This is a genomic window from Alteromonas lipotrueiana (genome assembly GCF_019249245.1).
Classification (GTDB): domain Bacteria; phylum Pseudomonadota; class Gammaproteobacteria; order Enterobacterales; family Alteromonadaceae; genus Alteromonas; species Alteromonas lipotrueiana.
Window position 1 is genome coordinate 45,635 of record NZ_JAESDK010000018.1, and the last position, 24,121, is coordinate 69,755.

General features: G+C 46.9%; 18 protein-coding genes, 1 tRNA gene and 1 pseudogene. 9 read left to right on the forward strand and 11 right to left on the reverse strand.

Annotated features, from left to right (window positions below; genetic code table 11):
- Positions 1 to 27 precede the first annotated feature (27 nt).
- The 3 genes from JK130_RS12480 to JK130_RS12490 are packed head-to-tail and all read right to left on the reverse strand — an operon-like array spanning position 28 to position 4,154.
- Positions 28 to 1,461, reverse strand: coding sequence for a TolC family protein (locus JK130_RS12480; protein WP_218354663.1), 1,434 nt, complete (start codon positions 1,459 to 1,461; stop codon positions 28 to 30).
- Complete coding sequence (locus tag JK130_RS12485; RefSeq protein ID WP_218354664.1) at positions 1,454 to 2,491, reverse strand: efflux RND transporter periplasmic adaptor subunit; 1,038 nt, start codon at positions 2,489 to 2,491, stop codon at positions 1,454 to 1,456. The genes JK130_RS12480 and JK130_RS12485 overlap by 8 nt, the downstream gene beginning before the upstream one ends.
- Complete coding sequence (locus JK130_RS12490; protein ID WP_218354665.1) at positions 2,481 to 4,154, reverse strand: ABC transporter transmembrane domain-containing protein; 1,674 nt, start codon at positions 4,152 to 4,154, stop codon at positions 2,481 to 2,483. Before JK130_RS12490 ends, JK130_RS12485 begins: the two co-directional genes overlap by 11 nt.
- 98 nt (positions 4,155 to 4,252) lie before the next feature.
- On the opposite strand from JK130_RS12490, the gene JK130_RS12495 reads away from it, so the two are divergent.
- On the forward strand, positions 4,253 to 5,164 hold the full coding sequence (locus JK130_RS12495) for a LysR family transcriptional regulator (RefSeq protein ID WP_218354666.1): 912 nt from the start codon (positions 4,253 to 4,255) through the stop codon (positions 5,162 to 5,164).
- Here JK130_RS12495 and JK130_RS12500 read toward each other — a convergent pair.
- A complete protein-coding gene (locus tag JK130_RS12500; RefSeq protein WP_218354667.1) occupies positions 5,161 to 6,309 on the reverse strand; it encodes an HD domain-containing phosphohydrolase in 1,149 nt (382 codons plus the stop codon). The genes JK130_RS12495 and JK130_RS12500 overlap by 4 nt on opposite strands.
- A 180-nt stretch (positions 6,310 to 6,489) precedes the next feature.
- Between JK130_RS12500 and JK130_RS12505 the strand changes: the two genes are divergently transcribed.
- The 5 genes from JK130_RS12505 (at position 6,490) to JK130_RS12525 (ending at position 12,653) form a co-directional block, all read left to right on the forward strand.
- Entirely contained in the window at positions 6,490 to 7,215 is a 726-nt protein-coding gene (locus JK130_RS12505; protein ID WP_218354668.1) for a 1-acylglycerol-3-phosphate O-acyltransferase, read from the forward strand.
- A 31-nt stretch (positions 7,216 to 7,246) separates the two neighbouring features.
- Entirely contained in the window at positions 7,247 to 7,648 is a 402-nt protein-coding gene (rraB, locus tag JK130_RS12510; RefSeq protein WP_218354669.1) for a ribonuclease E inhibitor RraB, read from the forward strand.
- Positions 7,649 to 7,882: 234 nt separating this feature from the next.
- Complete coding sequence (locus JK130_RS12515; RefSeq protein ID WP_218354670.1) at positions 7,883 to 8,587, forward strand: choice-of-anchor H family protein; 705 nt, start codon at positions 7,883 to 7,885, stop codon at positions 8,585 to 8,587.
- A gap of 76 nt (positions 8,588 to 8,663) precedes the next feature.
- The gene (locus JK130_RS12520) at positions 8,664 to 9,932 is read left to right on the forward strand and encodes an ABC transporter substrate-binding protein (protein ID WP_218354671.1); all 1,269 of its coding nucleotides are present in this window, start codon (positions 8,664 to 8,666) and stop codon (positions 9,930 to 9,932) included.
- Between the two features lie 21 nt (positions 9,933 to 9,953).
- A complete protein-coding gene (locus JK130_RS12525; RefSeq protein ID WP_218354672.1) occupies positions 9,954 to 12,653 on the forward strand; it encodes a hybrid sensor histidine kinase/response regulator in 2,700 nt (899 codons plus the stop codon).
- 441 nt (positions 12,654 to 13,094) lie between these two features.
- Here the strand turns inward: JK130_RS12525 and JK130_RS12530 are convergent, their stop codons facing one another.
- The 3 genes from JK130_RS12530 to pepA are packed head-to-tail and all read right to left on the reverse strand — an operon-like array spanning position 13,095 to position 17,827.
- A complete protein-coding gene (locus JK130_RS12530) occupies positions 13,095 to 15,878 on the reverse strand; it encodes a valine--tRNA ligase (protein WP_218354673.1) in 2,784 nt (927 codons plus the stop codon).
- 14 nt (positions 15,879 to 15,892) lie between these two features.
- Positions 15,893 to 16,315, reverse strand: a complete 423-nt coding sequence (locus JK130_RS12535) for a DNA polymerase III subunit chi (RefSeq protein WP_218354674.1) — start codon at positions 16,313 to 16,315, stop codon at positions 15,893 to 15,895.
- A 6-nt stretch (positions 16,316 to 16,321) separates the two neighbouring features.
- Positions 16,322 to 17,827: a leucyl aminopeptidase gene (gene pepA / locus JK130_RS12540; protein ID WP_218354675.1), complete on the reverse strand. Its 1,506-nt coding sequence runs from the start codon at positions 17,825 to 17,827 to the stop codon at positions 16,322 to 16,324.
- 277 nt (positions 17,828 to 18,104) lie between these two features.
- Here pepA and lptF point away from each other — a divergent pair, with 277 nt between their 5' ends.
- Together lptF and lptG are read left to right on the forward strand one after the other, a co-directional pair.
- On the forward strand, positions 18,105 to 19,208 hold the full coding sequence (lptF, locus tag JK130_RS12545; RefSeq protein ID WP_218354676.1) for an LPS export ABC transporter permease LptF: 1,104 nt from the start codon (positions 18,105 to 18,107) through the stop codon (positions 19,206 to 19,208).
- The gene (gene lptG / locus JK130_RS12550) at positions 19,208 to 20,269 is read left to right on the forward strand and encodes an LPS export ABC transporter permease LptG (RefSeq protein WP_218354677.1); all 1,062 of its coding nucleotides are present in this window, start codon (positions 19,208 to 19,210) and stop codon (positions 20,267 to 20,269) included. Before lptF ends, lptG begins: the two co-directional genes overlap by 1 nt.
- A 34-nt stretch (positions 20,270 to 20,303) precedes the next feature.
- On the opposite strand, the gene JK130_RS12555 is transcribed toward lptG, so the two are convergent.
- The gene (locus tag JK130_RS12555) at positions 20,304 to 20,816 is read right to left on the reverse strand and encodes an RDD family protein (RefSeq protein ID WP_343210999.1); all 513 of its coding nucleotides are present in this window, start codon (positions 20,814 to 20,816) and stop codon (positions 20,304 to 20,306) included.
- A 188-nt stretch (positions 20,817 to 21,004) separates the two neighbouring features.
- Here JK130_RS12555 and JK130_RS12560 point away from each other — a divergent pair.
- Positions 21,005 to 21,089, forward strand: a tRNA-Leu gene (locus tag JK130_RS12560).
- A gap of 484 nt (positions 21,090 to 21,573) precedes the next feature.
- Here the strand turns inward: JK130_RS12560 and JK130_RS12565 are convergent.
- From JK130_RS12565 to JK130_RS12575, 3 genes and pseudogenes are all read right to left on the reverse strand, one after another.
- Positions 21,574 to 22,785, reverse strand: a pseudogene (locus JK130_RS12565) (permease).
- 203 nt (positions 22,786 to 22,988) lie between these two features.
- The gene (locus tag JK130_RS12570; protein ID WP_218354678.1) at positions 22,989 to 23,621 is read right to left on the reverse strand and encodes a cation diffusion facilitator family transporter; all 633 of its coding nucleotides are present in this window, start codon (positions 23,619 to 23,621) and stop codon (positions 22,989 to 22,991) included.
- A gap of 254 nt (positions 23,622 to 23,875) precedes the next feature.
- Positions 23,876 to 24,019, reverse strand: a complete 144-nt coding sequence (locus tag JK130_RS12575; protein WP_015067955.1) for a hypothetical protein — start codon at positions 24,017 to 24,019, stop codon at positions 23,876 to 23,878.
- Positions 24,020 to 24,121 lie beyond the last annotated feature (102 nt).

Consider the following 24,121-nt stretch of genomic DNA (forward strand, 5'->3'; position numbering starts at 1 on the left):
GCGTAGTCGTACAGCTGTTTTAATCCATTAAAAGTTAATACGCCGCTCCGGTTCATTAAATACCGGGTTTTGGGTGTTTGGGACCAGCGCCAGGCTATCAAGCGCAGCGGCAGCGTAAAATAAGTCGAGCTCAGCCTGCCGCTGGTCAACATGCGCACTGATGGCCTCCATTTGTGCTTTGATAAGTTTGGTCTGGCGGGCATTTAATACAAACATATCAGTATCGCCTGAGTTAAACCGGGCTAGCTGAGCTCGTTGCAAACGCTCAGCCAGGGTTTGAGCCTGTTGGCGAAGCGCCAGTGCTTGCTGGCTTTGTTTCCATCGGGCCACCGCCGCTTCGAACTGCTGTTCAAGTTTTTGATTGAGATCGGCTATTTTAAGTTGGTTCTGGCGAACTTTAGCCTGTGCTTTATGTTGTTCGGCCTGATTTTTGCGATTACCAATAGGGTAAGAAAAATCCAGCCCGACTTTAGTTTCTGTGCCTTGCAGGGTTTTATTGCCTTGCCCGATATCGCGTCCAACCGAGGCTTTAACATCCAGCACGGGCAACAGATTGTTTTTTGCCAGTTGCAACTGAGCCTGACTGTTTTGCAGTGATAAGCCCATCTGTAGCTGTAATGGGTGCGTGGCCAGGCTTTGTTTTAATAAGCGCAAGCGGGTATCGTTGACCGAAAATGGCCATTGCTGACGAGTGGTACCCGGGATAGCCAACGGCGCGGGTTCACTAATAAAATACTGAAGTTTTGCGACTGCTACGGCCTGAGCTTGTTCGGTATCGGTTTGCAATAACGACACTTCCAACGTGCTGCTGGTAAAATCATCCAGGTCCATTTGCGCCGCATCCCCTTGCTCTACCCGTTGTTGCAGCGCGCGACCGCTGTTTCGCAAGGTGGTGCTCATGGCCTCAAGGGCCTGACGTTTTAGCGAGCTTTCGTACCATTTTAGATAAGTGCTGGCGGCGAGGTAAAGCTGATCGTTTAACAGTCCCTGATACTGCGCCTGCCACAGCTGAATATCTAATGCTGCGGTTTGCAGATTGGTACGTCGCTCATCGGTTTCGCGTCCGCGTAATAACGACAATGCAATGCCGACACTGGCCTCACCGCCGGATAAGGTATCATAAAAGCCTTCGTACACCGGAAACCGTCCATCGGCCAGCTGATATCGGGCAAACACCTCTGCGCCCATCCCCGCCAGCGGCTTTGTGACCTGCGAGGTCAGTACATGACCATCGTAATAACCCGATACCCGGCCTGACAATTTCTGACTAAAATAGGGATCAAAGGCCGCTTCTGCTTTACGTTTTTCAGCGCGCTGCATGACCCCTTGCTCAAGCATAGCACGGGTTTTCGGATGACTGTCGACCACCTGTTGCAAAATATCCAGAAGCTGCAAGTCTTTTGCCTGAAGCGGGGCGCTCAATATCAATAGAGCGCCCCAGACTACTAACCATTTATTCATTAGTGGCTTCCTGCACCCGCAGCTCACTGGCAGGTTGTGGGGGGAAGTTATTCAGCTGTCGCCACATTTCATAGCCTAAGCGAACCTCTTCCAGAAGCACCCAGGCTCGGACCTTACTGCCAAACCGTATCACCCGTTCATCAGGCCAGGCGGTTTCAGACTCATCCGGTGTAATCCATACGTTAAAGCGACCCCGGGCATCAGCAATGGGCTCGACATAAATAACTTCGCCGGCAAAGGTACCAATAGAAGCTTCAGGCCAGCCACTAAACTGAAACACCGGCCAGCCCTCAAATTGCAGCCGCGCGGGAGCCCCTGCCTTAATTAACGGTGCGTCCATGCCATTAACCGAAATGCGCACTGTACGATCAACCCCGGTGGGAATAAACTGACCCAGCATATCTCCGGCTTTGACAAATGTTGAAGGTCCGCCTGAGAACAGCCTGACTACAATTCCATCGGCCGGTGCTACCTTGGTTTGGGTTCGCTGGCGCGACAACGACATACTGGCCGAGTTGATATCTGACTGACTTTTGGCAATTTTAGCATTCAAAGTCTGAAGTTTAATTTGCGCAGCTTCCACGGTTTTGGCCGACACCACCCCATCACGTAACAAAGCCTGTTGGCGCCGTAGGTTATTTTGTGCATTTTCCATGGCACTGATGTTGGCTTGATGTGCGGCTTTGGCCGCGTCAAGCTGGCCTTGAAGTTTTTCTACCAGCTGTGCGTCTACATCCACTAACGTCACAATGGGATCGCCTTTTTTAACGGCACTGCCTTCCTGCACATGCCACTGGTGAATTTGCCCGGAGACCAGTGCTGAAATTGCCTGAGTACGCTGAGACGGGTTCAAAGAATCGACGCTTCCCCGACCCATCGCGGTTTGGGTCCAGGGCGTGAACCACAACAACAGCCCTGTTACTACAATGCACACCCCCACCAGCCAGCAAATTATTTTGTAGATTTTGGGCAGACCAATCGTATCGGCGACCGGAATTTTGTGCAGGTATCGTTGCTGGTTATTTTGCATTATCGTAACCCTGCTGATTGATTTCAGTTATCACGGCTTCATCCGCAAGCATTAACGATGTATCAAAGAATTTATCTTCCGCAGCGTTGGTAAAATACAAAACCGTGGCGCTTAGTTTTTCGATACAGGCTAATAAGGTCTCTCTGGTACCGTGTGAAATAGTATCAAAATGCTGGTTTATGATGATGATAGGTGCATCGGATAAAATAGCTGCGGCTAACTTTAGTAATAAAAACTCCAGTGGCTGCAAGGGGTTTCCTACAACGGATAAACGGGTATCAAGCCCCTGCGGTAACGCGCTGATCACCGACATCAGATTTACGGTGGTCAGGGCCTGATGAATTTGTGCTAACCCGGCGTTAGCCGCTGCCATCTGTAAATACTGTTTTATCGTACATTCTACAATCAGCGCGCGATCGACCACTGCCACTGCCTGCCGCAACTCTAATGGATCGTAATCAAAGACGGATTGACCGCCTAACGTAACCAACCCCTGATGGGGTTGCTCATAGCGTTTAAGCAGCCCAATCAGCTGACGTTGTAGCCAGCCTTTGTCGTTATAGACATAGCATTTAGCGCCCGCAGGTATGGTCAGATTTAATTTACAGGTATGGTTTTTATGACATAGCGTCACCTGATCAAACACCAGCGCAGGTGCGTGAGGGATTCGCAGGTTTGATTGCTCGCTGGTTTCCTGGGGAATAGAAAGAGCGGAACCTAGTTTCTCGGCGGCGCCATACAATTCGTAATACAGTTTCAGATACATTGAAAATCGCGAAATACCGATAAATACTGCCGACATAATCAGTTCTGCGGCGACTAACTGCCCAATGGATAATTGTCCTAAAACCACCAAATAGCCACCCAGCCCCAGTAGCAATGCACTAGCAAGCGCATAAATCAGTAAAAACATGATTGATTGAATAAACGTATAGCGAAAATGTTGGCGGTGCGCCCCCAGATAATGTTCGATATGTTGACGGGTTTCCTGGGCCGCATGATCAAGATGTCGACTTGACTTAAAAAATTCGTGTGCCGCCGCAATATCAGTCAGCCACTTGGCAGTATCGTACTTTTGTTGAGACAACTTAATTGCCGTGGCCTTGGCTTTGGCGCCCCATATTTTCCAAACACCCGCCATGGCCAGTAAAATACAGACATTAAAGGCAAAAAAGGCCGGATGATAAAATGCCACTAGCGTAAACCCCACCAGCATCTGTAGCACCAGCGCAAAGCCATCAATCATCAGCGAGGGAATATTTTTTTGCAAAATCATGATGTCGAAGTATCGCTGCACAATAGTGGTATTGCGTCGACCTTCAAAAAAACTGTGCGGTGCAAACAGAGTTTTAAGACTTAACTCACTGGTAAGTCGGGCAAAAACCTTACGTTCATAGTATTCCATTACTCGCATTCGCAAGGCACTGAATGTCACCGATACCAGCAAGATGACAAACAATACTATCGCCAGAGTAACCACCGCCCGCACCGCAGCGGTATTGATGACGCTGTTTATCAAGGTTTGTACAGCCAGGGGCACTGCCAGGGTCAACAGGCTTATAGCCAGACCATACACCACCGCAGCCCCAAAAAACTTAGTATCCGGCTTTAATAAAGAGAACAACATTACGCGGGTTTGCGCTAAATTAAGCTGGGCGGCCATCAAAAACTACCATCATCGATTGAAACGGCATTCAGTCTAGCTGAGTCTTTGATAAGATAAAAGCTGATAAAAACTGAGTAAATCATCGAAAAAAACTTATGCTAAAACAACTCAATTACAAACATTTGCATTATTTTTATATCGTAGCACGCCATGGCAGTATTGCTGCAGCTGCGCGGCATCTGCATGTAACGGCGCAAACTGTCAGTGGCCAGTTATCAGTGTTTGAAGCACAGATTGGCACCACACTGTTTGACCGGGTTGGCAAGCGCTTGCACCTGAATCAAAAAGGTAAGCGGGTGTATCAATACGCAGAAAATATTTTTCAGCAGGGAGCGCAACTTTTAGAGACCTTACGCACCGACAACGCCGGAGTTTTCAGCGAGTTCGTGGTAGGCCTTACCGATGCTATTCCAAAGGTTCTGGCCTATGATTTCATGCATACAGTGATGCAGACACATTCTCAGGTACGTTTTGTTTTTAAAGAAGAAAGGTTCGACACGCTGATCAGCGAAATGGCCATTAACCATATCGATTTGGTGTTGGCCGATCGGGCAGTGGCACCAGATGCAGCGGTAAAACTAACCAGTCATGTATTAGGTAAATCGCCTGTCAGCTTTTTTGCACAACCCGAGCTTGCTCAGAGATTACGCCCAAATTTTCCTTACTCATTAAACGGTCAGCCTTTGCTGATGCCCGGCATACGCTCAGGCGTGGCTACCGGCCTTGCCAGCTGGCTTGAAAGCGAACAACTGACCCCGTTACCTGTCGCAGAATTTGACGACAGTGCTTTGTTAAAATTGTTTGGTTCACAGGGGTTTGGGGTGTTCTGCGCCCCCTTTTGTATTGCCGCTCACGTAGAGCAGCAATATCAGGTGGCACGAATTGGCGATGTTGATGAACTCACCGAACAATTTTATGCGTTGACCCGGCAAAATCAGGGTTCTGATGCTGTGGCCAGCGATATTATTGCCCAGGCCCGGGCTTTGTTATCCAAGGCTGCCGGTTAGCTGGCCTGTTTCGTCAGTAAGATGGTCATTGCATGATTGAAATGTCGCATCCATTCGGGACTAAACTGACCTTTGGCATTTCGGTTCATATGTATGACCGCTTCTTTTTTGCTCATTGGGGCCTGTTTGTTGTGCGCGCGCGAATGCGTCAGCGCATCGTAGGTATCTAGAATGGCCAACAACCGGGCACCCGCACAAATATCCTGCTCTTTAATTCCCAGCGGATAACCACTACCGTCGGGACGCTCGTGATGCTGCATCACGATTTTGCGCGCATGGTCCCACTGTTCAAGATGCTCTAATAAACGTGCACTTTTATACACATGGGAACGCATAAGATTGAACTCGTTGTCGGTATAAGAGTCGGTTTTATTCAAAATATGCAGCGGCATAAAGGCCATACCAAAATCGTGGACATAACACGCTACCGCTAACTGTTCTTCATCAATCGGTTTTGCTGCCAGATGGTTGATATACAGTGCCAGCTTGGCAATACGGTCACCGCGTCCACCCCAGTAATTAGATCTGTGCTCGATGGTTTTCATCATTTCACGAAAAAACAACATATCCATGTGTTGCTCTACGCTTAAATGTTTTGGGATACCGGTATTGGCCAAGGTGGCCGGTGGCGCGTCGGCGCCGTCTGACATATTATTTTTTTGTTGTAACGACAGTTCCAAATCTGGATTGAGCAACAAGACAGCATCAGTGAGCAGAGCTTCATGCCGGCTTTTATTGGAAGGCTGAACTTGTTCGATAGCCTCAACCAACTGACTATGCAAATGCTCATCATATTGAGCCGAGCCTGCGTTCATAACCTCAAGCACAAAGTTTTTTACCCGGTCCATAGTTAGCAGCACCAGATCGCTCATGGTACTGGTATAGTCCACTTCTCCTTTTCGCAAGAAATCGAGCAGGTCTTCTACATGTTGAAGCAAGGGGATCATAGGTCCAAAATTGACCAACCCTAAATCGCCTTTTATCGTATGAATAGAGCGAAACAGTGAACGCTGTAACTCGTTGTCAGTGGGCCGAAGCTCTAGTTCAATCAGGGTTTGCTCACTGGCCTCGTACAATTCGTTGATCTCTTCCATTAAATCAGTAAGGATGTCATCTTCTAGTTCTTCAGGCACAAAAGTCTGCATGATTAGATACCGCTTCAAAGTGTGTGTAGGGCTACACCGGATAAAGTCTTACAAGGCTATCGGTAATCTGCTACCGCTTCTTTAATTTTTTAGCGTAAAATCTGAAAACAAAACTGATCGGACATGTGAAACCATCACATTATTTTATACTGCCCCCGAAATTTAGCAAAAGGATCGTTAGTGCTCGCCTTAATCCGCATTCCTGTTTTACTTATTGGTTTTATTTTAATTAACCTTGTTGTTTTTGTTGTTTGTATATGTCGGCCGTTTCATCGTAACAACGTGCACTTTGCTGGTAACGCCTATGCTATGTTAGCGCCCGTTCTGGGGTTAAAAGTTATCGTCAGACCCTCGGCGGCTATTAAGGCCGACCAGGCCTATGTGTATATCGCCAACCATCAGAACACCTACGACATTATCACTATTTGCAAAGCGGCCTTACCCGGGGTAGTCACCGTAGGTAAAAAAAGCCTGAAATGGATCCCTATTTTTGGTCAGATTTATTGGTTATCTGGCAATATTATGATTGATCGCAAAAACAGTGGTCGTGCGCGTGATACGCTTACCCTGGCGGGTAAAAAAATTCAGCAGCGTCGTACCTCTGTGTGGGTATTTCCTGAGGGCACACGAAGTAATGGACGTGGTATATTGCCTTTTAAATCAGGAGCCTTTCGGCTGGCCAAGACCGTTAATGAACCCGTGGTGACGGTAACCGCCAGTAATCTGCACAATAAAGTACGCTGGAACCGCTGGAACAATGGAATTGTGTTGATAGAAATGAGCGCCCCCGAACCCCTTACCGATGAGAAAAACATAAAGCAGTGGACTGACCATTTTTATCGCCAAATGAAAGACAAAGCGGTTGAATTGGATCGACAAGTCGCTGAAATGGAAAAAAACCGATAAACTTAATTTAAGATATTTAAGCGGGTGATATATGAAACAAATTGACGAAAAAGCCGAATGGCATGAGTTTAACCAAGAAACCATTGATGCGTTGATCGAAGATGGCAGCGAAGCAGATGCCCAATATACTATCGAGCATCATTTGGCCAGTAACGATTTTGATAAGCTTGAAAAAGCCGCGGTTGATGCCTTCAAAGCCGGTTTTGAAGTAAGCGACGCAGAAGAGCTGATATTAGATGACGGCGGTATGATTTTTTGTTTTGATGCCGTAATTGAGCGAAAACTAGAACGGCCTGCGCTAGACAAAGACGTAGAAAATTTACTGGTGATAGCCGATAAACACGATGTCCATTATGACGGCTGGGGAACCTATTTTATGCCCCGCGACGATGAAGCAGACGATGAAAGCGACGGCTACGAATTAAACGACTGATTCTACCCAATCTGTCCGCTGTTTTGTTCAGCTTGTACAAACAAATCACCCGGTTAAGTGTTGATACAATTAAAAGTATAGGTCTGCCCGTAGGGTTAATATCTATCGGTTAAAGCATCCTGCGTTTCATTCTAATGGGGTGCTATACCGTAAGTTAAGCTTTCTTTCAGCCAGCGTTCATTTTCAGACACGCAAACTGTTCGGGTAATCATCAACACAACAAAGGCGCCGACTATGTGGACTACCCCATCTCGACTCACCATTTTTTTGCTGCTTTTCGGACTGAGCCAAACCGTCTGGGCAAAAAGTGAAGTAACGGTTACCGAAACCCAGTTTGAAAAGCCATTGGCTACATCATCTTCACCAGACAAACAGACAAAGCGCTCGGTCTCTGCGTTTGCTGGTAAGCCAAAAAGCCGCACCACTAATCATAGTGAACCAGACTTCTGGATTTTTGATAGCTGGAGCGAGCTCTACCGGGACAACGACTATGATAACTATTACTCAGCGTTACGCTTAAGTGTAGATGTAGACTCGGTGTATACACAGGCCCCGGTTTATCTTGTGGTCTACCTGGGCGATGAGGTTGAATATACGTCTGTACACGTCTCGTCAGTGTTTGATGTCTACGGCGACGATACCACTGATTATTTAACGATGGACATAGCCTTGGTTTCGGGTTTTCCACCCTACGATTACGACGTACTGGTAGAGGTTTATGATGCCCAAACCGATGAACTGGTTGTGTTTAGCGATGCTCAGGATGATGCTGATCTGAGTTTATTGAGTCTGGAAAGCGCCGACTATGACAGAGCGCATACCGACACTGTGGTGGTGGTAGAGGAACACGGTGGCAGTTTAGCCGGCTATGGTCTGCTTGCGATGTTTATAGCCGGGGTGTGGCGACGTGTTATGTACCGCCAACCGGCCCGCACATGAAAAATTATACATGGTAGAACCGATGATTAGGTGCCACAATTAGCTTTACTGGTATCACTTGAACACATTAACATTTATGAATAAAAGCGCAGTTTCAGCTCCGCGCCGACGCTTTTTAAAAGGGGCTGCAGCAGGGATTATTACCGCGGGCGTCGCCCCCTTTTCAATTGGTAAAGAAAAACCGCTGGTAAGAGTGCTGGGCACGCATGTCACGCTGCAGGATGACATTAAACAGCGCGCCATGGCTGATTTAGGCATTCGTTTGCAATTTGAACCTGGCGGTTCAGCTGCAATATTGCAAAAAGCGGCGATGAACCCCGGTAGCTTTGATTTGTACGAACAGTGGTCTAATAGCATCAACTTGCTATGGCGCGCTAAGGCTATTGCCCCCATCGATGTGCGCAGGTTGCATTACTGGGACGAAATAAACAGTTTAAGTAAAACCGGTAAAATTACGCCCCAAGCACGCTTAGGTGCCGGAGATGCGCCCCACCGCATACTGAATATACAAAGCGATAATACCTTAGGCGCCACGCCTACCGGTCAAATTAGCTTTTTACCCTATGTACACAACGTCGATTCATTCGGGTACAACAAAAGCGCTATCGCCCCTTCAATACTGCAAGAAAAAGAAAGCTGGGGTTGGTTACTCGATTCGCGGCTTTCAGGCCGGGTGGCCATTATAAATGATCCCACCATAGGCTTATTCGACTTAGCACTTGCCGCCCAGGCAAAAGGCTTTGTTGAATTTGCTGATATCGGTGCAATAACACGCCCCGAAATGGATGCCCTGTTCGAGGTTTTAATTGAATTAAAACAGTTACAGCATTTTACCGGTTTCTGGAATTCAGTGCCTGAGTCAGTGCAATTTATGCGCAACCGCCGGGTAATTATAGAAAGCATGTTCTCGCCCGCGGTTTCTGCACTTAATAGCCAGAATATTCCGGTACGTTTTGCGGCGCCTAAAGAGGGCTATCGGGGTTGGCATGGGGTGATGTGTTTGTCTGCCCGCACGGGCGGCCGGGTTAAAGACGCAGCCTATGAATATATGAATTGGTGGCTGTCAGGCTGGCCCGGCGCCTACATTGCCCGGCAAGGTTATTACATTTCTAATCCACAACGCTCTGCTGAATATTTATCTGAAGCCGAGTGGGATTACTGGTATAAAGGGCTACCTGCGGCTGAGCCGTTAAAGGGTCCGGATGGTCAGGTTACTGTTAAGCAAGGCGAGCAACGTACAGGCGGTAGCTATGAAAGCCGCTTTAGCAATGTTGCCGTATGGAATACGGTAATGCCTACCTATGAATATAGCCTGCAAAAGTGGTACGAGTTTATTACATCCTGATCAAAGGAGTGGCAGTTTTTTATGTTTTCATCTATTCGTACTCAGCTGGTGCTGGTACTGGTGGCATTAGTAGGCTTATTGCTGCTACAGGGTGTTATAGCCCGGTCTAATCAAACGGTATTAGCAAATGGCATAGAAGCCTCAGGCCAGGCGGTTATTGATGTAGGTTTGGTCGGCGCGCTGGAACGTGACGTACTGGACTTACAACGCAACGTACTCATCTTTAAAGAAACTGCCAGCCATTCGGCCGTTACCCGCTTTGAACGACTCATGCGCGCCATCAAGCAAAAACTCACCGAGCTTGAAGATTCTCGTTTATCTGGCCTGCCCGACTACCAAGCCGAAGATACACTTAACAGAATGCGTCAGCACCTAACAAGTTATCATATGAACTTTAAAGAGGTAGTAGAAGCCCGGGCTGAGCGCGACGAACTGTTAGCCCGGGGCTCTTTATTTGGTAGTTTTGAAATTAGCAGCAAAATAGCTGCCCAAGATAATTCGGCGATAGCCGGCGAATCAATGGCCCGATTGCAGTATTTTTTAAGCCGCGCAGAATCAGCAGCCCTGCAATACTTAATTGCCCCAGACAGCGATTACATTACCGCGTTTACCCTGGCGATAAACGGAGCTCGGCAAATAGCGAGCGGCCAGTCACCTCAAACTTCGTTACTGATTAATGAGCACCTGAATCAGATAGATGAGCGTTTCTTTCGTTTAACCCGATTGATTCAGGGCAACCTGTTTTTGGTTAATGTAGTTATGGCAGGCTCGGCTAATGAATTTTTGTATTTAAGTGGCGAACTGTCGACCCAGGTGAATCAGCAGTACAGCGATATTAAAGAGCATTCTCAGGAAGGCGCAGTGGCTGCCCAGCAAACGCTGAGATTGGTCTCACTGATTGCCATACTGCTTGCCCTGACGGCCACTGGCTTTACCGTGATGCGAATTTTACGACCGATACAACGTATTTCTGATGTGTTCAGAAAGTTAGCCGATGGCGGTAAAGTGTCTTCGGTACCAGGTTATGACCGACAAGATGAAATTGGCCAGTTAGCCAAATCTGCAAAAGTATTTAGCGATAAAAATTTGCAGACTCAGCAGTTACTAAAAAATGCCCAGGATTTGAATGCCCGCCAAGAGCTATTAAATGCAGAGTTAACCGACTCGAAGCATCGCGCCGAACAGGCAACCGCCTCCAAAAGTATTTTTCTGGCAAATATGAGTCACGAAATTCGCACCCCAATGAACGGCATTATTGGATTAATTGAGCTGGCCCAAAAGCAGCCGATGTCGACCATATTAAAGGGTTACCTGGAAAAAGCAGCGTATTCCAGCCAAATATTGATGAATGTTATAAACGATATCTTAGACTTTTCTAAAATTGAGGCGGGTAAATTAGAATTAGAAGAGATTGGTTTTTCCCTGCATTCAGTGTTTGACAACTTACTGGCGGTCATCGCCCTTCGCGCTCAGGAGAAAAACCTCAGTGTGCACCTGACGGTATCGCCCGATCTCCCCACCAGGATGATTGGCGATCCACTGCGGTTATCTCAAATCTTACTGAATTTATGTACCAACGCGGTGAAATTTACCGAACAGGGCAAAATTACCATTCACTTTGATGGCGAGTTAAACGCCAAAGGTAATGTTCTTTCACTGCATGTAGAGATAGAAGATTCAGGCATCGGGATGTCTGATGAACAACTGGCCAAAATCTTTAAACCGTTTACCCAGGCCGATGAAGCCACCAACCGTAAGTTTGGCGGCACGGGGTTAGGGTTAACTATCGTTAAGCAACTTACCGAATTAATGGGCGGCAAGCTAGCCGCCAGTGCCACGCTGGGGGCAGGTTCAACCTTTCATGTGACAATACCGCTACGTACCTTTAAAAATCAGCCTGGTATGCTGCGCCAATTGCCTGGTATGCCTTTCACCAGCCAGTATTATTCTGATCATCCTTTGTTAAACGAAGACTATCTGGAAATTCTACAGGTTGCCGCATTGCCGGCTCCGCTTGAAGCGCTAGAACAGGATATTGGTGCGCCAGAGTGTTTAGTTATTGATATCAATAATTTTAATACGTTCAAGACGATACTGCCCCGGTTAAATTCATTGGTCGCTCGCGATATTCAGGTAGGCTTAGTTGTGGATACTCAGCCTGGCCAGCTGGTCGAAAAAATAGCCAGGCAGTGGCCCTACCCGCTATTAGTGCATCCATTCACCCCCATGCAATTTTCTCAGTTTGTGCTGGCAATGGCCGGTGAGTCTGAAGCCATTTTACCTGATGCTAGCAGGCTGACTGAACAACCCGAAAAGTTTGAAGCTCATGCGCTGTTGGTTGAAGATAACAATATTAATCAATTGGTAACCGGTGAAATGCTGACGTCTTTGGGAATTAGTTTTGATATTGCCGAAGACGGTCAACAGGCGGTCACAAAAATCGCCAATTCCCCCCAATACGATCTGGTGTTGATGGATGTACAAATGCCGGTAATGGATGGTTATGAAGCCACCCAGACATTGCGCAGTAAAGGCTATACCGACTTGCTTATAATTGGTTTGTCGGCCAATGCAATGAAAGAAGATAAAGCCTTAGCTTTAAAAGCGGGAATGAACAATTATCTTACCAAGCCGATTAAACGTGATGCGTTGGCCGCAATGCTAAAACGGTATCTGAATGCAGTACCTGGTGGAAGCGCACCTTTGAACATCTCGCGTTAACCGCGGCTGTTGCGCTTTCGTCTTTTACAGTGTGAGTAGCTTTGCAGTGTAGAAGCACAATGTGGTAATTATTCAGATATCAGGGTGATAGGGTTTCGGCTAAAATCAGAACATTTGATGAGACCTCCTACGGTTTTTGCTGTCTTAATGGCGCTGGCCTTAAGTACACATGTCAGTGTGGATACCCTTTATTAACCTTGCTTTCACTGAGCATTTTTTTGGTGCTGATTTAATGTCTAAGTAATGGTTTGGCCTGCTGTAAGTATTTTCGCCTTTGTATTTTCGCCTTTGTATTTGGCCCGTTGGTACATCGACAAAGCACGTATGGGGTGGCATGTATTTACTGGCGCATGTGCCAGGTGAAAACCGGCCCTGATACCTACAAAAAACCCTGGCTTAGGCCAGGGTTTTTTATGTTGTCTGAACACAGCGTAAGATAGGTTACAGTGCGCTAATGGTCTCAAATTGCTCACGCAACTTTGCCAGTTGCTTTTGAGCTTCATCCAGTTTGCCGCGTTCTTTTTCAATTACCGCATCAGGTGCATTGCTAACAAACTTTTTGTTCGACAACTTACCTTCGGTTCGACTCAGATCTTTTTCGGCTTTTTCCATCGCACGTTTAATACGTGCCAGCTCTGCTTCTTTATCAATCAGGCCGGCCATAGGAATAAGAATTTCCATATCCTGTACCAATGCCGTCGCACTGGCGGGCGCGGTTTCTTTAGCTTCCAATACAGTAATGCTGTCAAGACGTGCCAACCGGTCGATAAACGGTCGGGCAATATTAAGACGGCGCGCATCGTCGTCGTTTACATTGCGTAACAACGCATCCAGGGGTTTGTTAGGTGAAATGTCCATCTCGCCACGAATATTACGGATACCCACAATAAACCGTTTTACCCACTCAATGTCGCTAAGTACCTGAGTATCTTGCAAGCTGCTATCCTGTTGTGGGAAAGGTTGCACCATAATACTTTGAGTTTCGCCATTTTCAGATTGCTTTACTGCGCTGAGCGGCGCCACTTTTTGCCAGATTTCTTCGGTAATAAATGGCATAAAGGGGTGTAATAAACGCAATGTGCTTTCTAAAATATTAATAAGCGTGTAGCGAGTACCGCGCTTTTGCGCTTCGCTACTGGTTTCACTGTTTAACACCGGCTTAGTTAGCTCTAAGTACCAGTCGCACAACTGATTCCAGGTAAATTCGTAGGCGGTTTGGGCGGCAATATCAAAGCGATAATCGGCCAGCGCATCTTCAAACTCTTTCAGCGTTTTCTGGAACTGAGCGCCTATCCAGCGGTCGGCCAGGCTAAGCTCCATTTCGCCTCCATCACGGCCAGTATCATGCTCTTCGGTGTTCATTAGCACAAAGCGTGATGCATTCCAGATTTTGTTACAAAAGTTGCGATAACCTTCAACCCGGTTCATATCAAAATTGATATCGCGGCTGGTAGACGCCATTGCCGCAAAGGTAAAGCGCAAGGCGTCAGTGCCGTAAGCCTGAATGCCGTTCGGAAATTGCTTACGGGTACGCTTAGCAATTTTTTCGGCCAATTGCGGTTGCATCATGCCCGACGTCCGCTTGTTCACTAATGCGTCAATATCAATGCCATCAATAAGGTCGATAGGATCAAGTACATTACCTTTAGACTTCGACATTTTATCGCCGCTTTCATCACGGATAAGCCCGGTAATATAAATGTCTTTAAACGGAATCTGACCGGTGAACTTTTTGGTCATCATGATCATTCTGGCAACCCAGAAGAAAATAATATCAAAGCCGGTAACTAACACCGAAGAAGGTAAAAAAGTCTCCAGTTCTTCGGTTTTTTCAGGCCAGCCCATTGTCGCAAACGGCCATAGCGCCGATGAAAACCAGGTGTCCAGAACGTCTTCATCCTGACGCAACTTCACCTCATCAGACAAGCTATGTTTGCTGCGTACCTCATCTTCGGTACGGCCAACGTAAATGTTGCCCTGGTCGTCATACCAGGCTGGGATCCGATGGCCCCACCACAACTGACGTGAGATACACCAGTCCTGGATATTGTGCATCCACTGATAGTAGGTTTTGTTCCAGTTTTCAGGTACAAACCGAATCTCACCCGACTCTACCGCTTCAATAGCCGGCTTAGCCAGAGATTCAACCGCCACATACCACTGGTCGGTTAAAAAGGGCTCAATAACCGCATTGGTACGATCGCCGCGTGGCACTTTAAGCTTATGATCCTCAACTTTGACCAGATGCCCGCTAGCATCCAGATCGCTGACAATCTGTTTACGCGCATCAAAGCGGTCAAGTCCCCGATAGGCTTCAGGGACTTCATCGTTAATTTTAGCATCAGCGGTCAGTACATTGATCATCGGCAAGTTGTGCCGCTTACCCATGTCATAGTCGTTAAAGTCGTGCGCAGGGGTTATTTTGACGCAGCCGGTACCAAACTCCGGGTCTACGTAATCATCAGCAATAACCGGAATTAACCGGCCGGTAATCGGCAATTTAATTTGTTTGCCAACCAAATGCTGATAACGCTCATCTTCAGGATGCACAGCCACCGCCGTGTCGCCCAGCATGGTTTCTGGGCGGGTGGTTGCTACCACCAGCTCTCCAGAGCCATCTTCCAGTGGGTAACGCATGTGCCACATGTGGCCATTTTCTTCTTCGTTCAGCACTTCCAGATCAGACACGGCGGTGTGCAGTACCGGATCCCAGTTTACCAAACGCTTACCGCGATAAATCAGGCCTTCGTCATGCAGTTTAACAAAGACTTCGGTAACCGCAGACGACAAGTTGTCGTCCATGGTGAACACTTCGCGATCCCAGTCGGGCGAGGTGCCTAACCGACGCATTTGCTGGGTAATGGTGCCCCCGCTTTGTTCTTTCCAGTCCCAGATTTTTTCGACAAATTTTTCGCGGCCTAAATCGTGACGGGTTTTATTTTGAGCATTTAGCTGACGTTCAACTACCATCTGCGTCGCAATACCGGCATGGTCGGTACCCACCTGCCACAATGTGTTATCGCCCTTCATGCGATGATAGCGGGTTAACGCATCCATAATAGTTTGTTGAAAACCATGACCCATGTGCAGACTGCCGGTCACATTAGGCGGTGGCAACAATATGCAATAGGGCTCTCCGTGGCCAGATGCTTTAAACATGCCGGAGGCTTCCCATTGCTTATAACACTGCTGCTCAATGGATTTCGGTTCGAAGGTTTTATCCATACTTACTCTCAATATTACGCTGACTTAAACTGCATCTGGCAGCCAGCCTGCTGAAATTGTTTATAACGAATTCGCGCCGCTTTTTTGGCTTCGTCAGCCATGGGCACAAAGTCTATGATTTGCTGAAATTGCCCCATCGACTGAGGCACAGTTTCACTAAGATTTACCAACACATGACGGCGACTTAGCTGCTCGGGTAGCCAGCACAACTCAACCGGTGTACCTGCAGGCGGGCCTTCACCAGCCATATTATGAGGCACAAAGCGATCGGCGGGCAGTTGCCATAATAAGTCGTCCAGAATCTCTGCCTGAGTTTGACTGACACAGAGCACTACGCACCGCTGTTTGTTTGCAAAAGCGTTGGCAATAAGTTCGCAGGCCCTGACCGGACCTGCATCTTTATTATCTTGTAATTGATAAAAACTGACTTGGGGCATTACACCTTAGTCCTCGTGGCTAACACCGGCACGGTTCATCAAAAACTGTGACAGCATTGGAACGGGACGCCCTGTAGCACCTTTGTTTTTGCCGCTACGCCAGGCAGAACCGGCGATATCAATATGCGCCCAGGTATACTTTTTGGTGAATCGTGACAAGAAACAACCCGCAGTAATAGAGCCAGCAGGGCGTCCGCCCAAATTGGTCATATCGGCAAACGGGCTTTCAAGCTGATCCTGATACTCGTCCCATAATGGCAAACGCCATGCGCGGTCTGAGCTTTGTTCAGATGCACTAATCAGCTCGTGAGCCAAAGGATTGTGCTGACTCATTACTGCACTGGCATGCGAGCCCAGCGCAATAATGCAGGCGCCGGTTAGGGTGGCCACGTCAATCACCAGTTCGGGCTCGTAGCGTTCAACGTAGGTTAGCGCGTCGCACAATACCAGCCGGCCTTCTGCATCAGTATTTAACACTTCAACAGTCTGGCCCGACATTGTGGTTAAAATGTCGCCCGGACGATACGCTTTACCGTCAGGCATGTTTTCACAGCCGGCCAGTACACCAATGACATTAACCGGCAGGTTCAATTCGGCAATGGTATGCATAGTGCCCAATACCCCAGCGGCGCCGCCCATGTCGTACTTCATTTCGTCCATGCCATCACCTGGCTTGATAGAAATACCGCCCGAGTCAAAAGTCAGACCTTTGCCCACAAGTACAATAGGCGCCTGATCAGCAGGACCACCACGATGATGAATAATGCTCATCATGGATTCGTTTTCAGAACCCCGGCCTACCGCCAGGTACGCCTGCATCCCCAGCTCGGCCATTTGAGCTTCATCTACTAACTCTGAGGAAACCGATTCATAATTCGTCGCCAGCTTTTGCGCCTGTTCCCACAAATAGGCTGGGTTACAAATGTTAGGTGGCATATTAGCCACATCGCGGGTTGTTTTTGCACCTTCGCTTACCGCCAGCCCGTGTTCTATAGCACGTTCACCTACGGTTAATTCGCGGCGGGTAGGAACATTGAACACCATTTTACGTAAGGGGCGACGTGGCTCACCTTTTTTCGTTTTAAGATGTAAAAAGGTATACAACGAATCCTGGGTGGCCTCGACCGCCTGGCGCACTTTCCAGTAAGTATCACGACCTTTAACATGCAGTTCGGTTAAAAAGCACACGGCTTCCATTGAACCGGTTTCGTTCAGGGTTTTGATGGTTTTGGCGATGATTTGTTTGTATTGGCGTTCGTTTAGCTCACGCTCTTTGCCACAACCTACCAATAACACCCGTTCGCTCAGAACGTTGGGTACATGATGTAACAACAGCATTTGTCCGGCCTTGCCTTCCAGGTCACCGCGGCGCAACAGATTACTGATATAACCTTCGCTTATCTCATCTAACTGCTCAGCTACCGCGGTCAGGCGGCGTGGCTCAAACACCCCGACGACAATACACGCACTGCGCTGTTTTTCAGGGCTACCACTTTTTACACTAAACTCCACGATGACACCTCGCTATTATCCATTTCGTGTTTGCAGAAATACAAAAATCACATAACGTTTTACGCTACTTTTGTGTTTTAATACACAGCTTAACTTGCATAGAGCATACAGATACAGCTAAGTTGCTAGTCCAGCACTTTTTCGCTGTATAACGGTGTAATGCGCAATTTCCATGCAATCAGGCACGCAGTTAAAGAAGTAAACGTATAAAAACGTTTAGTTTACTCAAATTTGCGTGTTCTTTCACTATAATACCACTTTTTCCAGTAGGGCTCACATGCTGATATTTCGCTACCTGATTAAGGAAACGCTGAAGTCACAGCTCGCAATTTTCTTCATTTTAATGGCCATTTTCATCGCGTTAAGGTTTGTTCGAGTATTAGGCGATGCGTCTGATGGTGATATACCCGCCGGCTTAGTAATGGGTTTTTTAGGGCTCTATGCCCCCATCCTGGCGTCTTTAATACTGCCCATTAGTGCTTATCTGGGCATTATGCTGGCGCACGGGCGTATGTATGTAGACAGCGAAATGACTGTGCTGCGAGCCTGCGGGGTCAGCGAATGGTACATCACCCGCGTCATGCTTTTTTTGTCGCTTTTTACAATGGTGCTAACCGGTTTTATCACGTTGTATCTGGCTCCTACTGCTGCTGAAAGTGAATACTTACTGCGTGAAAAAGCACGCAACGAAGCGGGATTCTCGGCCTTAATTCCCGGGCGCTTTCAGCAAACCGGCAACGAAAAAGCGGTCATTTTTGTTCATGACATAGACTCAAAAAACAATAAGCTTCAGCGGGTCTTTTTGTCGCAAAACCAGCCAGAAGACGAACAAAGCCAGGTTCGGGTTGTCTATGCTGATGCCGGCTCAATTCAAAATAATGAAGACGGTACCCGCAGCCTGGTGTTGCAAGACGGGGTGCAGTACGAAGGTATTCAGACCCAGCAAAATTATCGTAAGGTAGAGTTTGACGAATACCAGATTCAGATAGCCGATGAACCCGCGGAGGAGCCGCGTGGCAAAGTAAGCGTGCTGCCAACCATGGAGTTGTGGAATGATAACTCTGTGGAGGCCCGGGCGGAATTGCAGTGGCGTTTGGCGATACCGTTATCTATTCCATTTTTAGCATTAATCGCGGTTCCGTTGAGTTCCGTCGATCCGCGTCAGGGACGCTTTGGTAAGATGATTCCGGCAATTTTACTGTACCTGGGGTACTTTTTGCTGTTGCTGGCAAGCCGGCGAGTATTAGCCGATGGTAAGTTGCCTATTCAGTTAGGTTTATGGTGGGTACACGGCATTATGCTTATTATCGGCGTCACGCTGATTGTCAGAGACCGTAAAACCGGTACCGAACTTCGGGCCTGGGTGTTAGGGAAAAAGTAATGTTTAAAATTATTGACCTATACATTGCTCGCACCTTGTTAAGCACAATTGCGGTGACATTGTCAGTGCTTATTGGCCTAAGTGCGCTGATAAAGTTTGTAGAGCAATTGCGTAAGCTGGGCGAAGGTGATTACGATCTTATGCTGGCGGCGGTATATGTACTGCTAAGTCTGCCTCGTGATTTAGAACAGTTTTTTCCAATGGCAACGCTGCTAGGCGGGCTAGTGGGTATGGGTGTGCTGGCCAGCAACAGCGAATTAGTGGTGATGCAGTCCGCAGGACTCAGCCGGTGGAATATCATTAACTCAGCCATGAAATCGGCGGTAGTGATGATTTTATTTGTTATGGCTATTGGCGAATGGGTGACCCCATACAGTGAAGCCAAAGCCAAACAAATTCGTACCGAAGCACTCACTGGAGGCTCATTGTTTTCCTCTGATGAGCTGGTGTGGGCTAAAGATGGCGAACACTTTGTTAGTATTGGTCAGGTGGTAACCCGAGAACAGCTGCGCGATGTTAGCATTCACGACTTTGCCGATGACCTGACCCTGCAAAATATCATCTTTGCGACCCAAGGCCACTTTGACGGGCAAACCTGGTGGCTCGAAGAGGTGACCATCACTCGCTTTACTGAAGAACAAGTCAGCGTTGAGAACCAGCAAAAGCGCCAGTGGAACTCATCGCTCACGCCAGACAAACTTGGTATTGTGGCAGTGAAACCAGAAACATTGTCAATTTCCGGCTTATCTGAATACATTCAATATCTGGATAACAACTCTCAAGACAGTGGTCGTTATCAGCTGGCCTGGTGGCGTAAAGTGCTGCAACCCGTTTCCATCAGCGTAATGCTGTTAACTGCGTTGTCATTTATTTTCGGGCCTTTGCGCAGTGTGACAATGGGTGCACGCGTAATTATGGGCGTATTGACCGGGTTCGGTTTTTTTGTCACAAACGAAGTTTTTGGCCCCTTAAGTTTGGTATACAGCTTGCCTCCGTTTTTGGCCGCGCTATTACCCAGCCTGTTGTTTGCCGCGGTCTCTGCTTTTATGTTGCGTAAATAGTTTATGCAACATAAAGGCTGGCAAAATAATTAAGCTACCAGCTTTTATGATGATTTGCCTGGGCGCTTAGTTGCAATACTTCGGTATGTGCAACGCGATCCTGCAGTGCCAGCCGGTGTTTGAAATCAAACAGTACCAGCAGCGTCCCTGCCCCACCCAATGAAAAAATTAAGCGCAAAACCAGCCGTGACCATGTAACCGGTGTTTCGGTAGTCGAGTAGATTCGTAATCGCCAGGCCCGCATGCCAATAGTCTGTCCGCCTTTTTTCCAAAACCATAGGAAAAATCCGGCAACCCAAAGAGCGACCCAAAGCTGAATAAATGCTTTGTAGCCGGTAGAGGCCTGAATCAGTTCGGCGGGCTCAGTAAACCCCTGCAAACTTAACACTCCGTTTTTAAGCAAAATCACCATAGTAATAATTAACACCATTGCTGCACACATCGCTACCGCTATTGCCACCAAAGTGTCATAAATCATCGCGAGCAAGCGTTTAAAAAAGCTAGCTCGGGCAAGTTGTTCGGTATCTGCGGCTGAATGTGATGTCACCGGGGTGTCCTATCGGGGTTAATATCCTGAGTCTGCCACAGTTTCAATAAGATACAACGGCGAAACGTGAATAAAACCGACCCACCTTGTTCAAAAGGTGCGCAGTTAACTGACTTTGCAAGAAAAAAGCTTGTATGTCATTAACACATCGCTATAATGCTTTTCGTAGCGATAGCACAGCTATCCAAGCCAGTGTGATGGAATTGGTAGACATGACGGATTCAAAATCCGTTGCCTTCGGGCGTGGCGGTTCAAGTCCGCCCACTGGTACCATCTCTTTTCTTACCAATGAAAGAGATAACAATAAGCCGACGTAAGTCGGTTTTTTTGTGTCTGAAATACGTTGAACGCCTTATGAGCCCACAACGTTCGAATCTTCAGCGTTCTCTGCGACCGACTAAGCCATAGTTTCACTGTGAAAGCAAATAGGACAGTCACTTTCCCTAGCTATATTTGATAATGGCAGCTGATTTTTATAAATCCCCCACACGGCCGAAGTTCTTAGCCTTTTAATATGAGCAAAGATCTAATTGAGAAATGGGCTAACAATTCAAATGAAGAGCAGTCGCGATATTGAAGCTGAGGATATTGTACTGTCGCAATACCAGTGAAAGGCGTTCCAAGCGTCTTTCACTGGCTCCTTGTTTTAAATGAAAGAAACTTTGCTCGTTTATGGGACTGATTTAAAACTTAGAACAACTTCTAATATTAAAACTCAAAATGAAAGTTAACAAATTCATGAAGTTGCGCTTGTAAACTATAAAAATGGAAGCACAGCAATACCAATTGCAAGCCATACATACGCGATTATCGAAAGCGTCAGCAATACCCAATCGCCAAGGCTTTTACTGCCTGAGGTCGATTTCTCTTTTTTGGAGTAATGCCAAAAGATGAATGCGCCGGTTAATGTAAGAAAGGCCACATTCAAGAAAAAAGCGTAATCAATGTTGAAGAACTCCCGATCGGTCATCGACTGAAACCCGGAGGCATCTGGTAAGTGCCCCAAGAGATCGAGTCCGTAGTGCATGACGAGCGAGACGCCCACAAGAGCACATAGAAATACAATCAGTATATAGATGGCCATTTTCCAGCCATAGTACTGCGCCTGAATACGCAACACTGGAAATACCACGAGATCACTAAAAATAAACGCCATAACTCCAGCGAAACTTACCCCCTGTCCGAATAGCACGGCCGCTAATGGAATGTTGCCCATGGACCCGATAAAAGTAAAAAAAGCCGCGACGGGGCCAACGATGGTTTGTGCAAGAATTTGCCAAAAGGTGTTCGATTCTTGCCCGGCTCCGATGAAAAGTGATTGAAAAAATTCAGTGGGAACAAATACCGCAATGATACCGGCTACAGTAAATCCAATGGTTACATCTTTCCATACCATCTTCCATTCCATCGTGTAGCGGCTGGCAACTTGGTGCCATCATGCTTTACTCATTATTTTATCTTTCCAGCCTTTTTCCTTACTATTTGCCTGGCTGTCGCCTCCCTCTGCTTTTTTCGCGTGTGATTGCGCTTTTTCCTCAAGCTCTTTTTTACACGTCAGTTTGACCAAAAGCCACACGGCCAGGATAAGCAGAATACCACCGACATATTCTCCTACAACGAACTGCCACCCAAGAAAAATAGAAATGATTATGCCTAATTCCACCACCAGGTTGGTGGACGCCAACATGAAAGCAAGCGAAGGAACTAAGCCTGCACCTTTTACAAATAGGGCACGCGTCGTCGATAACGCAGCGAAGGAACATGAACTGGAAATAAAACCAAAGAAAGTGCCCAATGCCACACTTTTAGGGCCGGCTTTTCCCATGGACTTTTGCATGCGCTCTTTGGTCACAAAAACTTGGATCATTGAGCTTATTAGGTAACCAAGCGCGAAAGCCCAAAAAGCCATCCAAAACAGACCCAAGGTAGTGTGAGCCGCCTCTTGCCATTGCGTTAAAAACTCACTCATTGTTCTCTCCTTTAAGACAATGTTAATCAATCTCCGATTCAATTAATGGCTTTATGGATTGCTGCGTATTTGTATCTCAACCATCGGTGCATGGATCATTACATTCTGTGCTGTATCATGATGCCTGAGCCTGAAGCACTTGGTTGATACGTGACGAAACAAGTCAGTGCTAAGAGAATGAATTATTTAAGGTGATGCGGGTATTACTTCTCATCAATACTGATGTCTCTTGCTTTAGTGTAAGCTTCCCAACCTTCTTTTGCTGCATAAGGTACAATGAGCAATGCCGCCACAGGATCAGCCCACCACCAACCAAACCAATTTACCAATAGCAAACCGGCAAGGACAACGATCGTTTGGTATAAGCAGATAAAGGTATCTTTAGCATCGGCGAGTAACGCCGGGCTATCCAGCTTGCGGCCATATTTTCTTTTGAAATGAATAAAAATCGGGTTGATAAGCAAAGAAGTAACTAAAATGATTAACCCCATAGTGCTCCAGCTTGACGTTTGCTGACTAAGAAGTTTTGTAACGGAATCATAAGATATAAATATGCAGACCAAAGTAAATGATACGGCAATCACGTAGAGAGTGATTTTCTTCCGTCTATTTACTTGTTTTTTATCAATTCCCTTAAGTTCGCCGTGTAGACGCCAGCCTAGCGTGGTAGCGCTTAACACCTCTATTGTACTGTCCAATGCCCACCCTATGAGCGCTGAACTATTAGCAATTATTCCTGCGATTAAAGCTACTATGACTTCAATTGCATCATAGATGACATTTAATATTTGAAGCGTTCTGGCCTTTTTTAAATCACTTTTTCTTGTTGGTTTCATGTTTTAACTTTTATATATTCCATCCAATAAAATCTTCATATTTTTTCGCACTCGTTCTATACTTGTTTCTTTAGAATCCAAGTAAGCTAATTACGCCATTTCCAAAACTTGCCTGAGTACAGATAAGCACTGCGTACATGGGGTCCATTGTGACCAGGTTTTATAAAAGGGGCCTACCACATTTTCCAGACAACATTTACTAAAAAGGAAAAGAAATGGCATTTGCTTGCGGGCTTGCAGACAAATGTTTAATTCTATTCATCACGCGCTTTATCTGAACGTAAGTATTTCCACAACGCAGCCACTGCCCCGATTAGGACCATCACTACCAGTAGCCAGATCAAACCCATACCTATCATCATTTCAACCCCCATCGTCTCTCCCATACAATTCATCATGATTTATGTACTCCCTAATTGAACCACCCGCATTTACGTAAACCGGCAAAGCCATAATGACGTCAAATTGAACCATCATAGGCCTTAGAGTGCAGTACCCTT